The 13165-nt window shown below is 64.2% G+C and carries 10 protein-coding genes; 4 read left to right on the forward strand and 6 right to left on the reverse strand.

What is annotated here, in order from left to right; all coding sequences use genetic code 11:
- Positions 1 to 98 precede the first annotated feature (98 nt).
- The 3 genes from fusA to EDC39_RS09670 all read right to left on the reverse strand — a co-directional run bounded on the left by fusA (position 99) and on the right by EDC39_RS09670 (position 5026).
- Positions 99 to 2156 (reverse strand): elongation factor G, encoded by a 2058-nt coding sequence (gene fusA / locus EDC39_RS09660; protein ID WP_148896176.1) that lies wholly within the window; start codon positions 2154 to 2156, stop codon positions 99 to 101.
- Entirely contained in the window at positions 2153 to 3994 is a 1842-nt protein-coding gene (locus tag EDC39_RS09665) for a TIGR04442 family protein (RefSeq protein WP_148896244.1), read from the reverse strand. The genes fusA and EDC39_RS09665 overlap by 4 nt, the downstream gene beginning before the upstream one ends.
- A gap of 222 nt (positions 3995 to 4216) precedes the next feature.
- Positions 4217 to 5026 carry a GPMC system MBL fold metallohydrolase gene (locus tag EDC39_RS09670; RefSeq protein ID WP_148896177.1) on the reverse strand — a complete coding sequence of 270 codons (810 nt, stop codon included), beginning with the start codon at positions 5024 to 5026 and terminating at the stop codon, positions 4217 to 4219.
- 213 nt (positions 5027 to 5239) lie between these two features.
- On the opposite strand from EDC39_RS09670, the gene EDC39_RS09675 reads away from it, so the two are divergent.
- Positions 5240 to 6547, forward strand: coding sequence for a hypothetical protein (locus tag EDC39_RS09675; protein ID WP_148896178.1), 1308 nt, complete (start codon positions 5240 to 5242; stop codon positions 6545 to 6547).
- A gap of 6 nt (positions 6548 to 6553) precedes the next feature.
- Here the strand turns inward: EDC39_RS09675 and EDC39_RS09680 are convergent, their stop codons facing one another.
- From EDC39_RS09680 to prmA, 3 genes are read right to left on the reverse strand one after another with little or no spacing between them, the layout of a single operon-like run.
- Positions 6554 to 8089 (reverse strand): RDD family protein, encoded by a 1536-nt coding sequence (locus EDC39_RS09680; RefSeq protein WP_148896179.1) that lies wholly within the window; start codon positions 8087 to 8089, stop codon positions 6554 to 6556.
- The gene (locus tag EDC39_RS09685) at positions 8086 to 8889 is read right to left on the reverse strand and encodes a 16S rRNA (uracil(1498)-N(3))-methyltransferase (RefSeq protein WP_148896180.1); all 804 of its coding nucleotides are present in this window, start codon (positions 8887 to 8889) and stop codon (positions 8086 to 8088) included. Before EDC39_RS09685 ends, EDC39_RS09680 begins: the two co-directional genes overlap by 4 nt.
- A gap of 6 nt (positions 8890 to 8895) precedes the next feature.
- The gene (prmA, locus tag EDC39_RS09690; RefSeq protein ID WP_148896181.1) at positions 8896 to 9804 is read right to left on the reverse strand and encodes a 50S ribosomal protein L11 methyltransferase; all 909 of its coding nucleotides are present in this window, start codon (positions 9802 to 9804) and stop codon (positions 8896 to 8898) included.
- Positions 9805 to 10106: 302 nt separating this feature from the next.
- Between prmA and EDC39_RS09695 the strand changes: the two genes are divergently transcribed.
- The 3 genes from EDC39_RS09695 (at position 10107) to EDC39_RS09705 (ending at position 13122) form a co-directional block, all read left to right on the forward strand.
- Positions 10107 to 10913, forward strand: a complete 807-nt coding sequence (locus EDC39_RS09695; protein ID WP_148896182.1) for a pyruvate, water dikinase regulatory protein — start codon at positions 10107 to 10109, stop codon at positions 10911 to 10913.
- 83 nt (positions 10914 to 10996) lie between these two features.
- A complete protein-coding gene (locus EDC39_RS09700; protein WP_148896183.1) occupies positions 10997 to 11677 on the forward strand; it encodes a response regulator in 681 nt (226 codons plus the stop codon).
- Between the two features lie 5 nt (positions 11678 to 11682).
- On the forward strand, positions 11683 to 13122 hold the full coding sequence (locus EDC39_RS09705; protein ID WP_187426735.1) for a sensor histidine kinase: 1440 nt from the start codon (positions 11683 to 11685) through the stop codon (positions 13120 to 13122).
- Positions 13123 to 13165: the final 43 nt, after the last annotated feature.

The raw sequence follows: 13165 nt of genomic DNA on the forward strand, positions 1-13165 counted from the left end.
GTATCAAAAAGTATAGCCGTTCCTGGTTGCTTTTCTAGGCGGGGAGAGGGGGAGCGAAGGCGGACAGGGAGGGAGCGTAAACGGATGGAAACGGCCGGTCAGAGCAGTCCGAAGCGGGCCTGGACGTCGTCCGGTGCCCGGTCGTAGCGGGCGAATTCCATGGTGAAGGTTCCCCGGCCGCGGGTGGCGCTGCGCAGTTCGGTCATGAAGCCGAACATCTCCGAGAGGGGGACTCTGGCCCGCACCAGTTCGAACTCGCCCTGTGGATCGACGGCTTCGATCTGGCCGCGTTTCTGTTGCAGCGAGCCGAGAACCTTGCCGGTGGATTCGCCGGGAGTGGTGATTTCGAGGTTCATTACCGGCTCCAGCAGCAGAATCCCGGCCTGGCGGGCAGCCATGGCCAGGCCCCGCTGGGCTGCGGCGCGCAGGCCGGTTTCGGTGGTGCCATCCTCCACCGGAACCTCGAGCACTTCGACGACGAGATCGGTCAGCGGGTAGCCGGTGCACACACCGGCCTGGCAGGCCAGGGCGAGGCTTTCGCGCAGGGTCTGCCGCCAGGGCTCGGGCAGGTCGAGCCGCTCCGGCAGATCGATGTTGCAGCCGGCGCCCCGCGAGGCGGGGCTCAGCCGGAGCCTGATTTCGCCGGACTGGACCCGGCCTTCGGCCTCGCGCTGGAAGGTTTCGTGGTGTTCGGCAGGGCCGCGCAGGGTTTCGCGGTAGACGACCTGGGGCCGTCCGGTCAGGACCTGCACGCCGAAATCGTCGGTCAGCCGGCGGATGGTGACCTCGAGGTGCAGTTCGCCCATGCCGGAGAGGATCGTCTGTCCGGTCTCTTCATTCTCGTGCACGCGAAAGGTCGGATCTTCCCACTGCAATTTTTCCAGGGCCGGAAAGATCCGGTCTCGATCGTCCACCCGGCGCGGTTCGATGGCGATGGAGACCACCGGCTCGGGGATGCTGAGGCCGCTGAGGCGGACCGGCTGCTCGACGGCGCAGAGGGTGTCGCCGGTCAGGGCGTTCTTCAGGCCGGTGGCGGCGACGATGTCGCCGGCGCAGGCCCGGTCGAGCCGCTCCCGCTTGTGGGCGTGCATGCGGAAGAGCCGGGCGATCTTCTCCTGTTCGCCGGTCCGGCTGTTGAGCAGCGTAGTGCCCGGTTCGATGCTGCCGGCGTAGAGCCGCAGGTAGGTCAGCTTGCGTCCCTCGTCGGAGATGACCTTGAAGGCCAGGGCGCAGGCCGGCCCTTCGGGGTCGCAGGTGATGTCGAGGCTTTCATCCGGGCGGTCGAGGGGGTGGGCGGTCGCCGTCGGGCGATCGAGGGGGGAAGGGAGAAAGAGGCCGATGGCGTCGAGCAGCGGCTGCATCCCCCTGTTGCGCAGGGCGCTGCCGAGAAAGACCGGAAAGATCTCGCCGGCCAGGGTGCCCCGGCGGATGGCGGCGACCAGGCGCTCGGTAGTGACCGGTTCCCCCTCGAGAAAGGCGGTCAGGATCTCTTCGTCGTAATCTGCGGCGACCTCTACCAGCCGTTCACGAGCTTCGGCGACCTCCGCCGCCAGCTCTTCCGGCACCGGCGCTTCCTCCGGCGGCTGTTCCGGCTTGTCGCCGAACAGCAGGGCGGTGCCGCGCAGCAGGTCGACGATGCCGCGGAAATTTCCCTCTTCGCCGACGGGCCACTGCATCAGGACCGGCCGGGCCATGAGCTGACTGCGCATCTGCTCGAGTACGGCGCGAAAGTCGGCCCCGGTGCGGTCCATCTTGTTGATCAGGCAGATGCGGGGCACATTGTAGCGCCCCGCCTGCCGCCAGACCGATTCACTCTGTGACTGCACCCCCTCGACAGCGCTGAAAATGGCGAGAGCGCCGTCCAGGGCCCGCAGCGAGCGTTCGACCTCGATGGTGAAGTCGATGTGTCCGGGGGTGTCGATCAGGTTGAACCACCAGTCCTTCCAGTGGCAGACGGTGGCGGTGGCGGTGATGGTGATGCCGCGCTCCTGCTCCTGATCCATCCAGTCCATGGTGGCGGAGCCTTCGTGCACTTCGCCCATCTTGTGGATTTCGCCGGTATAGAAGAGGAACCGTTCCGAGACGGTGGTCTTGCCGGCGTCGATATGCGAGATGATGCCGAAGTTGCGGATTCTGTCGAGCACGGGAAGGGTCATGGCCGGACCTCGCTGTTCAGCCCCCGGCGCAGGTTGTTGAGAACCTCCGGATCAATCCGGTTCTGTTCGCAGTATTCGCGTTCCAGCTCCTCGACATGGAAACGGTCGAGGCCGCTGTTCTCGAGAAAATCCTCGCGCAGGGCCAGGTTGCGTCCGGAGATGATTTGCGGCAGCAGGCTGTGCAGGTAGATGGCCTCTTTCTTGATGTTGAGCAGCACGTCGCGGAACAGCTTCTTCGGAATCTCGCCCTGCCAGATCCCCTTGTTGCCGAATTCTTCGCTCAGCTCCCGCCGCAGGGCCTCCTGCTCGGCGCGGGTGTTGTATCGCGAGTAGAGGTTGCGGATGCGGTCCTTGACCTGGTCGAGCAGCCGCTGGTAGAGCTGCTCTTCGACGGCGATCTCCTCTTCCTGCTCCAGCAGCTGACGGATGGTCAGGCTGCCGTCGGCGATGGCGGCCAGTCCCAGGCGCAGCAGCTCCACCTTTTTGCGACCGTAGCGGCCGAGATAGGCGTTGCCGAGGATGCCGGCGAAGAAGAGGCGATCGAAAAGGCCTTTTTCCAGTTGTTCGAAGGCATTCCGGTTGCCGAGCAGGCTGCGGATGGTCTCTTCGCTCAGGCGCATCCCCTCCATGAAGGCCAGCCGGTTGATATGGGTGGAGACGCTGTCGTAGCGGTCGAAATAGGTAATGATGTGAGAAAAGCTTTCCAGCAGGGACAGGTCGGCGCCGTCGCGGATGCGCTCGTCGCAGATCTTGCCGGTTTCGAGCAGCAGCTGCTCGAAACCGTGGTCGCGGTTTTCGCATGCCGTCTTCTTGGCCTCGAGCAGCTTGACCATGTCTTCGTTGGTGATGCCGGCATCGATCTGGGCGTCCTGCAGCAGGATGCCCTCGAGGATCTGCCGGGTTTCGGAGAGATAGTCCTCCTTTTCGTCCGGATGCAGAAGCCGGTCGTCGCGCAGCATTTCGTCGAGGGTGTAGAAGAGGGCGCTGGGAATCTTCTTGCGGACCGACAGGGTTTTCAGCCGGGTCAGCCGGGCGTTGTCGGCGGCGCCGATGTGTCCCCGGCGATTGCAGTCGATGAGGATGTTCTTGTACTCGTCGACGATCCGCCGGTTGTCAGGATGCCGGTACATGACATCGATGCGGATGCGTTCCTGCTGGTAGCGGTCGATGCCGAGGCCTGCCGCCAGCCGCTTCAGCTGGTTGAAGTCGGCATCCTCGATCGCCTTGCTGGCGAAGTAGAGTTCGGCGAAGGCCTCCTGGTAGGCCTTGTGGCGCTTGTGAATCAGCTTCACCAGGTAGAGGGTGCTGCGGTGGCCGATCAGTCCGATCAGTTCGCCGATCAGTTCGCTGTCGTCGCCGTGGCCGACATGGGGGCTGCGTTTGAGCTGCTTGCCCAGCAGGCGGACGATCTCCTGCTGCTGCTGGCTCAGGCGGCCGGATACCGAGCCGGAGAGGAAGAAGAAGTAGTTGCAGACCGCGTGTCCGTCGAGGAAGATCCGGTCATAGGAAAGCTGGCCGTCGGTATGGTCGGTGAAAACCAGTTCGTGCCGGTTCCGGTAGGTGGCGCCGAAGAGGACCAGGCGGTTGCGGACCTCCGCCTTGGCCATGTCGGAGAGGGGCTGGTCGACGCCGAACATGTATTCGCAGAAGGTGCCGCCGTTGCCCCGGTGCTCGAGACCCTCCGGACTCAGCAGCAGTTCGTTGCCCGGGCTGAAGAAGCGCAGGCTGGCGCCATTCTGCTCGTAGAAATAGCTCTGGCGCAGGTTGTAGCTGGCCGCGGTGGCGTAATACTCGATGGTATTGTCAAGATGTCCGTGCAGGCGGATTTCCTGGTGCATGGTTTCGGTCCGGGATGAAACCTGAATCGGTGAGTTCATCACCGGTGGATGGCACAAGTCATTGATCTGTCAGCGTTTTTCAAAAGTCGCCGGCGAACCTGCGGGGGCGTCTGGGATTTTCTGAAAACCTGTTCAGGCCAGGCACTTGCGTTCTCCATCCGGCATGGACTCATTGATTCCGGTGAAAGCATTCCTCCAATTAAAACTGAATTATGTGTAAATTCAAGTGGATTCTTCCGACAGGCTGTATTCGAGGAAAATCCGCAGTCCGTCGTGGGCGAGAAAGAAACCCGCCGGCAGCTCCGGCTGGTGGCGGGGATGGTCGATTTCGTGGTTCAGGTGGGTGAGGTAGGTTTTTCCGGCGCCGATGCGTCGACCTGCTTCCACTGCCTTTGCCAGGTGGAAATGGGTTGGGTGGGGGCGCAGTCGCAGGCCGTCGAGAATCAGGACCTCGATCCCCTCGAGCAGGGGCCACGAGCTTTCGGGAATGGCGCTGCAGTCGGTCAGGTAGGCCAGGGGACCGATGCGGTAGCCGGTCGCTTCGCCGGCGCCGTGGATCAGTGGCACCGGAACGATCCGCAGTCCGAGGATGTCGGTCGGTCCCGTCAGGATGTGCGAGCTGAGGCGGGGGCGGTAGCCTTCAGGCGCCGGATCGGCAAAGATGTAGGGGAAAACCCGGTGCAGGTGACGGATGGTCGTCTCCGAGGCGTAGACGGGAATCGGCTCCTGCCGCCAGCGGTTGAAGGGGCGCAAATCGTCGATGCCGTGGACATGGTCGGCATGGCCGTGGGTGTAGAGGACGGCGTCGATCCGGTCGATGCCTTCGCGCAGGACCTGCTGCCGCAGGTCGGTGGTGGTGTCGATCAGCAGATTGCGTCCCCGGTAGCGGATAAGCAGGCTGCAGCGGGTGCGGTTGTTGCGCGGGTCGGTGGAGCGGCAGACTCCGCAGTCGCAGCCCGGCATGGGAACGCCCGGACTGCCTCCCGAGCCGAGGACGATCGCTTCCAGAATGGTACCGGTGTCGTGGTTCATGGGCAGAAGTGCCGGTCGGGGGGACCGGTTATGGCTCCCATTCTGCCCGACAACGGAGGCCGCGTCCAGACCGGATCGCAGCGCGCCGGTGTTTGCCGGCCGGAATCGGTTGCGCTTGCTTCTGCCGGGCGGTGCGTCTTCGCGGTCCGGGCTGCCGGATTCCAGTTGTTTTTGCGGGAGGCCTGCCCCCATAATGAACAGGTGCAACCGACGATGAACAACAGCTGCCCCTACATACCGCCGCTCTTTCTGTCGTCCTTTACCGTCGACGAAAGCGCTCCGTTCCGGCGACATCTCAACCGGCTCGAAGTGGAAATCGGCCGGGAGGACTACCACCATCTGAAACGGGTGGAGCTGCTGGACCATCCCCTGAGTGAGGCGGAGATCGCCGGCATGGTCGATCTGACCGACCGCCTGCTGGCCACCACCCAGAACGGCTACAACCGGGAGCTGCTGAAACGGCTCGACATCCAGGTGCTGCTCGACGAGCGGACCTACCGGGTCTACTACCGGCTGCCCGACCGGGTGATCCGCTTCGTCGCCGTCTGGCGGGAGAGGGTTCTCGAGCGCTTCTTCCACCATCTGCCGCAGCAGGATCTCGGCTGGACCGGCTGCGGCGCCGGGCTGCCGGGCTTCGAGGCCCGCTACCTGCCGGACGACGCAGGCGGCTCACTGCTGCTGCGTCGCCGGGGCGGGCTGCCGGCGGACGGGACGCTGCTCACGGCGCCGCACGGTCCCTACGATCCCCATACCCTGGAGGTGGCGCTCTATTTTCTGCGGACCGGAAAGGCGGTGGCGGCGGTGATCAATCTCGGTTTCGCCGGTCGTGAGCCGCTGACCGACGCCAATCTCGAGAAACTGCGGCGCTGGGGCGTGCCGCTCAATCCGAGCAACATCGACGTCATCTATCCCTATGTCGACGAAAAGGGACGCCCCTGCAGCTACAAGACCGAGCGCAATCTGCCCCGCTTTCTGCAATTGCTGGCGCTGCCGGCGCCGGCGCTGATTCTCGATATCCACGGCTGTGTCGGCACCTGCCGGGACGACCGCAAGGTGGTTGTCGGCCTGGGCGGCTGGCCTCCCTATGTCCGGCCGGAGGATTTCGGCCGGCTCGAGGAACGCGGGCCGGTCCTGCACCTCTTTCCGTCGACCAGGCTGCGACGGGGACTGGAGCTGGTGCGGGAGCTGTCGGAGGAGATCTTTCTTCAGTTCTGCGAGCAGGCCGACCGTTGCTTCAATTTCGTCCTGCTCGGTGGACTGCAGGCCGTCGGTCGCCGCATCGATCCGCGCCGGCACACCGCCAGCCTGATCGAGGGGGAAGAGAGGAGCTGGCTGCCGGAGGAGGGAGTGCGCTGGCTGCCCGGCGCCGGCGCCAACGCCCTGCAGCGCAGCAAGGCGCTCGAGCTGTCGCCGCCCCCGCTGTGCCTGCACATTGAGATTCCGACGGCGATCCGCCGCCGCATGGTGCTGCGCCTGGAAGAGCTGGCGATTACCGACTCGCTGCAGTCGAGCGGCCTCTGACCTGAATCAGACGGCCGGCTCCGGATCCTGTTCCTCTTCGCCGGTCAGCCCGCAACGGACCAGCCGGCTGCCGGCCAGATCGTCGTTCCAGCCGCGGCGGCTGTCGCGAAAGAGAATGACCAGAAAGCCGAGGCCGGCGGCGAGCAGCGAAACGAGCCCGCCGACGCTGCGCAGAAAAGCCTGGGAGAAGGTCAAAGGCGAGCCGTCTTCTCCTTCGACCCGCAGATGGAAGAGCATCTTGCCGGGCGTCTGCCCGGTCAGAAAGTGGAAGAGGGTGAAGTAGCCGAAGCAGAGGGTGAAAAAGACGATGAAATAGGGAATGGCCAGCTCGACCAGGGTTTCGACCGACGGCAGCAGACCCCGCTGTGGAGTGTCGCTCAGGGTCCATTCGCCGGCTGCCAGAAAGAGAAACAGAATCACCGCCAGAACGAGGATGTCGCAGGCGGTCGCGGCCAGACGCGCTCCCAGGGGCGGGCCGGCGGTCTCTTCATCGTCTGTCTCCGGTTCTTCGGGTTCTTCCGCAGCGGCGAGGGGTACTGCCACCGGCTCGTCCTCCGGTTCGACGAAGGAGAGCGGCTCATCCGTCGGCAAAGCCGTGCCGAGGAGTGTTTCTTCGGTTTTTTCCGCCGCCTCTTCCTCCGGTTCGGCAAAGGCGAGCGGCTTGTCGATGGCCGGCTCGGCATCCAGCAGGGTCACATCGGCGAGGGATTCTGCCACCGGCTCGTCTTCCGGTTCGACGAAGGAGAGCGGCTCGTCCGCAGCCGGTTCGGCATCCGGCAGGGTCGCATCGGCGAGGGGTTCTGCCGCCGGTTCTTCATCCGGTTCGACAAGGGTGAAGGCTTCGGCTGTCTCCGGGGCGTCCGGATCAGCCAGCTCCTCGTCGAGAGAGGCGATCAGGTTCGCGTCGGCCGGTTCGATGGGGGAGCGCCCGAAGTCGGCGCTCCCCCCTGAATCAAAAGGGTCGGCGGGATCCTCCTGTTCTCTTTTCCCGGCGGCTGTTTCCGCTTCATCCTCACCGGCAGGTTCCTCCTGCCAGTCCGGGTCGTCGGTATCGGTGTCGAAATCGAAGTCGATATCCTCAGCTCCGTCGTCACCGAAATCGATCGGCGTCGTATCGTCCGCACCCTCTGCTTCAGCAGGGGGGACATCGGCCGACCAGCTGTCATCGCTCACGTCGTCGAGCGAAAAGCCGAAATCTTCCTCTTCGGTCGCGGTCGTGAACGTGTCACTGGTTTCCGCGACCTGTTCGCTGGCGGGTTCGGTGCTCGGGGCGGCGGCCAGGTCCTGGTTCGGGACCGTTTCGGCGGTTGTCTCCTCCTGTTCGGCCATGAAGTCGAATCCCAGGTCGAGATCTTCGGCCCCCTGCGGATCGGGCGCCTGGCTTTCGCCGGTTGCGTCCGTGGACTGCGCGGCGGCGAGCAGCTCCGGAAAGAGCAGGCTGCGCAGACCGTACTTGGCCTTGTGCTCCTGAAGATCCTGCCCGCACTTCTTGCAGTTCTCCAGAAAGTCGAAACTGGTGTAACCGCATTTAGGACACTTCATAGGCGCTCCTTCCCTCCTGCCGGTTCGGGACAGGTCCTCCCCCGTGCTGTTTCCGCCGCTGCAGACGGCTCGTTCGGTGATGAAAAACGGCCAAGATCGCCGTAAAGATACTGCAAAATGCCGGCCACGACAAATCCCGCCGTTTCGGTGCGCAGAATTCGGGGGCCGAGGCTGACCGGCTGAAAGCCGTACGCTGTCGCAAGCTCGATCTCCTCGGGGCTCAGGCCGCCTTCCGGTCCGATGAGCAGGGCCGCGCTTCGGGGCGGTGTGGCAGGAAGTCTCTCCGCCAGTGGCGTGGTGGCTTCTTCCCACGGCACGAGGCGCAGATCGGCGTCGCATCCGGCCAGGCCCGCCGCCAGTTCGAGGGGCGACGACAGCCGGGGCAGCAGGTTCCTGCCCGACTGCCGGGCGGCTTCGGCGACGATGCGGTTCCATCGCTGCATCCGTCTGCCGGGTGTTTTGACCTGGCTTCGGCGGCAGAGGACCGGTACGAAGTCGCTGATGCCGATTTCGGTGCCTTTCTGCAGAACGAGTTCGAACTTGTCGCCCTTGGGCAGCCCCTGGAAGAGAGTGACCGACAGGGCGGTCTCGCTCACACGGCAACGTTTTTCGATGCCGGCCAGCGCCTTTTGGCGGTCGATTCGCAGCAGGCGCGCTTCGCACAGCAGGCCGGCGCCGTCGAGCAGGCAAATCCTGTCGCCCTGTTCCATCCGCAGAACCTGCAGGTGGCGCAGGATCTCCGGCGGCAGGCTGACCAGATCGTCTTGCAACAGTTGCGGATCGACGAAGAAGCGGCGCATCGTGCTTTACCGGCGATAGGTCAGGCAGGCCCATTCGTCCTGCAGGCGGATCTCCGGTGGGCGGGAGAAGCGCCGGTCGAACGCTTCGCGGACCGCGCCGATCCTCTCCTGCAGAATGCCGGAGAGGACCAGACTGCCGTGGTCGGCGAGGTGCCCCGTCAGTTCGTTCGCCAGACGGATGTTCTCTTCGGCCAGAATGTTGGCCAGCACCAGGTCGAATCGCCCGGCGATCTGTTCGAGAGGGGTGTCGACAACCGTCATTCTCGCGCCCACTTTGTTGAGTTCGGCGTTCTCCACCGCAACGCGGCAGGCGTCGGGGTCGATGTCGCAGCCGACCACGCGTTCGGCCCCCAGCAGCGCCGCGGCGATGGCGAGGATGCCGGAGCCGGTGCCGACGTCGAGGACCGACCGGATTCCGCCTGCGGTGGCGGCCGCGACCACGGCTTCGAGACAGAGGCGGGTGGTGGCGTGACTGCCGGTGCCGAAGGCCATGCCGGGATCGATCCGCAGCAGAACCTGCTCCGGATTCGGCGGGGTCGGATCCCAGGTCGGCCGGATCAGCAGCGGTCCGACGGTGAAGGGCTGAAAATGCTGCTTCCAGCCTTCGGCCCAGTCCTGGGCGCCGATGGTACGCCAGCCGAGCAGGTGAACCCGTTCCATGGGAAGCCAGGAAGCGGCCTGCGCGAAGGTCTGTTCCAGATTGTGCTGCAGGGCAGACAGGGCCTGCCCGGGAAAATAGGCGCGCAGTGTCTGGGGGCCGGTTTCGGGCTGATCCGGATCGGGGGGGACAAAGGTGTCGAGCGGTCGGTCGGCGGTGATGACGCCGGCGGCTCCGGCCTCGGTCAGCAGGCAGCTGACCAGATCGACCTGTTCCGCCGGAACCTCGAGGGTGAGTTCGTACCAGCTGTCCTGCATGTCCCCTGTTTAGCAGAAAGAGGGACCGCCTGGCAATCTGAACCTTGACACGGGACGGAATTCGCCGTTAACTTGGACAAAAATTAATGAACGATTACCTTTTGTGGGAAAAACTGCTTCCGTTTGTGTGGCCTGAGTCCGTGGGCAATGGGATGGAGAGTGTACGTGTTTGGCCTGAACGGGCTTGTCAAAAATCGCCAGGCGTACCCAGGTTCATCGGCGACAGGCAAAAGCGTTCTCTGCGGCTTGCGCATCAGGGCAGAGCTGTTAGCCTTCTAATGATAGACAGATAAGGAGCCCGGATGTCGGCCCGACGGCACATTTTTCTTCTTTCCGATGCCACCGGCGAGACCGCCGAGAAGATGGCATCGGCCGCCTTGTCGCAGTTCGACGAGAAGAACGTGCGTCTGTTGCGCATCAGCAATGTCCGCAACAAGAGCCAGATCTACCAGGCACTGGATGACGCTTTGCAGCAGAGGGCGCTGGTGATCTACACCATCGTCAACCGGGACCTTGCCCGGCTGGTGCGCGACGAATGCGATGCTCTGGGGCTGCCGGCCATCGACCTGCTGACCCCGCTGCTGGGCCGGCTGGCGGCCTTTTTCGGTCGCTCCCCGCAACAGACACCGGGACTTCTGCACGGGGTCGACGAGGACTACTTCCGCCGCATCGAGGCGATGGAGTTTGCCGTCAAGCATGACGACGGCCAGGAGCTGCGCCATCTCGACCAGGCCGACATCGTGCTGGTCGGGGTCTCCCGGACCAGCAAGACGCCCCTTTCGATCTACCTCTCCCACCGGGGCTGGAAGGTCGCCAACGTGCCGCTGGTCCCCGGTATCGAGCCGCCGCCGGAGCTGTTGCGGGTCGACCCCGACAAGGTCGCCGGCCTGGTCATCGATCCGCAGCGGCTGGTGGAGATCCGGGCGGCGCGCATGCGCAACCTGGGACAGGACCCGAGACGGGCCTATGCCGATTACGAGAAGGTGGAGGAGGAGATTCGTTTCTCCCGCGCTCTGTTCCGTCGGCATCCCTGGATCGTGGTCGATGTGACCGGCAAGGCGGTGGAAGAGACGGCGAACGAGGTTCTGGTCAAGCTGCGTCTCAAGTGACAGCGGGCGGCGACGGAGTTCATTGGATTCGGGCATATTTCCCGGTTGTACTGCTGAGTACACAGACAAAGGAGAATGGAGCGATGAGCGCGAAAATTCTGGTTGTCGAGGACGAAAAGAAGGTTGCCAGCTTCATCAAGCGGGGGCTGGAGGAAGAGGACTTTACCGTCGATGTCGCCGCTGACGGTGAAGAGGGGCTCGAGCTGGCCACCGGCAAGAGGTACGATCTGATTCTGATGGATCTGATGCTGCCGAAAAGGGACGGGCTCGAGGTGATTCGCGAGCTGCGGCAGCAGGAGATCTTCACTCCCGTTCTCTGTCTGACGGCCAAGGACACGATCGAGGACATCGTCTCCGGTCTCGATTCGGGCAGCGATGACTACCTGACCAAGCCCTTCGCCTTTGCCGAGCTGCTGGCCAGGGTGCGGGCCCTGCTGCGGCGCGGCAGCCAGGATCGCGGGGCCGAGCTGGTCTATGCCGATCTCCGGCTCGATCCGGTGACCCACAAGGTCTGGCGGGCCGACCGGGAGATCGACCTGACGGCCAAGGAATATGCCCTGCTCGAATACTTCATGCGCAACGCCGAGCAGGTTCTGACCCGGACCATGATCGCCGAGCACGTCTGGGACTACACCTTCGATTCCTTCACCAACATCATCGACGTCTATGTCAACTATCTGCGCAAGAAGATCGATCGTGACTACGAGAAGAAGCTGATCCATACGGTGCGCGGCGTCGGCTACGTGCTGCGCGAGGAGAACTGAGCCCTTTGTTTCGCTCTCTCCGCTTTCGGCTCACCTTCTGGTTCGCCCTGTCGCTGGCCGTCATCCAGGCGGCCAGCGGTTTTGTCTGGCACTGGTACCTGCAGACGGAGCTGAAGCACCAGATGCAGGAGCGGTTGCGGTTCATCGCCCAGGACGTCACCGTCTTCTGGAACGAAAGGCCGCAGGGCGGGCCGTGCCGCGAGCTGAACCGGCATCTGCGCAACAGGAACTGGAACGACTATGTGGTGATCCGCTCCCGTTCCGGCGACGTTCTCTGTTTTTCCGACAATCTGCGTGGTTCGATGCTTCCCCTGACCGCCACCGGCCGTCAGGCCCTGCGGCACGAGCGGGAGAATTTCGAAATTCTGCAGGCGCAGCCCTTTGCCGGCCATGTGTTGATCAATCTTCCCTTCCGAGCTGGTGACGGCCGTTCTTTCCTGGTGCAGATCGCCACCGATCCCGAGCCGATCCGGCGGCCGCTGAAGCAGCTGCGCATCATGCTGCTGACCATGAGTCCGCTGGCGTTGCTGGCCGTGGCCCTGGGTGGATGGTTTCTCGCCGGCCGCACCCTGGCACCGGTGGTGCGGGTGACCCGTTCCATGCGCCGGATCAGTGCCGAGAACCTGCGCGAGCGTCTGCCGGTACCGGCCGGCGGGGATGAGCTGGCCCGGCTGGCTAAGACCTTCAACGACATGCTGGCCCGGCTGGAGGAGTCCTTCAGTCGCATCCGCCAGTTTTCCGGCGACGCATCACACGAACTGCGTACGCCGCTGACCATTCTCAAGGGCGAGACCGAGGTCGCCCTGCGCTGGGCGAAGAGCGTCGAGGAGTTCCGCAACGCCCTGACCTCCAACCTGGAGGAGATCCAGCGCATGGAGCGGATCATCGACAACCTGCTTCTGTTGTCGAAGAGCGACAGCGGCGAGCTGCCGCTGGAGAAGAAGCCGCTCAGCCTGTCCGACCTGCTGCAGGCGGTCTACCTGCAGACGCGGGGACTGGCCGAGGAGCGGGGACAACGGGTTGAACTCGATCTCGATGTCGACCGGGAGATCATCATCCAGGGTGACGAGTTGCGTCTGCGGCAGATGCTGCTCAACCTGCTCGCCAATGCCGTAAAGTACACGCCCAGAGGGGGGCGCATCGACATTCATCTGTCCGTCACCGGCGAAGAGGCGGTGATCGCCATCTGCGACACCGGCATCGGCATCGCCAAAGAGCATCTGCCGCGCATCTTCGACCGTTTCTACCGCACCGACCAGGCACGCAACCGTGAAGAGGGAGGCGCCGGACTGGGACTGGCCATCGTCAAGTGGGTGGTCGAGGCGCACGAAGGGAGGATCGAGGTTTTTTCCAGGCCCGGCGCCGGCAGCCGTTTTGTCGTTCACCTGCCACTCAAGGGCCCGGGCCGGGTGCAGCGCCGGTCCTATGTCGACGCCGACGACTGAGCCGGCAGCGCGGCGCCGCAGAATTCCGGGGTCTGCGGGAATG

It is taken from the genome of Geothermobacter ehrlichii, assembly GCF_008124615.1.
GTDB lineage: Bacteria > Desulfobacterota > Desulfuromonadia > Desulfuromonadales > Geothermobacteraceae > Geothermobacter > Geothermobacter ehrlichii.

Coding starts and splice junctions, on each gene's coding strand:
- prmA (WP_148896181.1), bottom strand. CDS start 9,804: ATGCAGGACAGCTGGTACGAACTCACCCTCGAGGTTCCGGCGGAACAG.
- EDC39_RS09665 (WP_148896244.1), bottom strand. CDS start 3,994: ATGCACCAGGAAATCCGCCTGCACGGACATCTTGACAATACCATCGAG.
- EDC39_RS09675 (WP_148896178.1), top strand. CDS start 5,240: ATGAACAACAGCTGCCCCTACATACCGCCGCTCTTTCTGTCGTCCTTT.
- EDC39_RS09685 (WP_148896180.1), bottom strand. CDS start 8,889: ATGCGCCGCTTCTTCGTCGATCCGCAACTGTTGCAAGACGATCTGGTC.
- EDC39_RS09700 (WP_148896183.1), top strand. CDS start 10,997: ATGAGCGCGAAAATTCTGGTTGTCGAGGACGAAAAGAAGGTTGCCAGC.
- EDC39_RS09695 (WP_148896182.1), top strand. CDS start 10,107: ATGTCGGCCCGACGGCACATTTTTCTTCTTTCCGATGCCACCGGCGAG.
- fusA (WP_148896176.1), bottom strand. CDS start 2,156: ATGACCCTTCCCGTGCTCGACAGAATCCGCAACTTCGGCATCATCTCG.
- EDC39_RS09670 (WP_148896177.1), bottom strand. CDS start 5,026: ATGAACCACGACACCGGTACCATTCTGGAAGCGATCGTCCTCGGCTCG.
- EDC39_RS09680 (WP_148896179.1), bottom strand. CDS start 8,089: ATGAAGTGTCCTAAATGCGGTTACACCAGTTTCGACTTTCTGGAGAAC.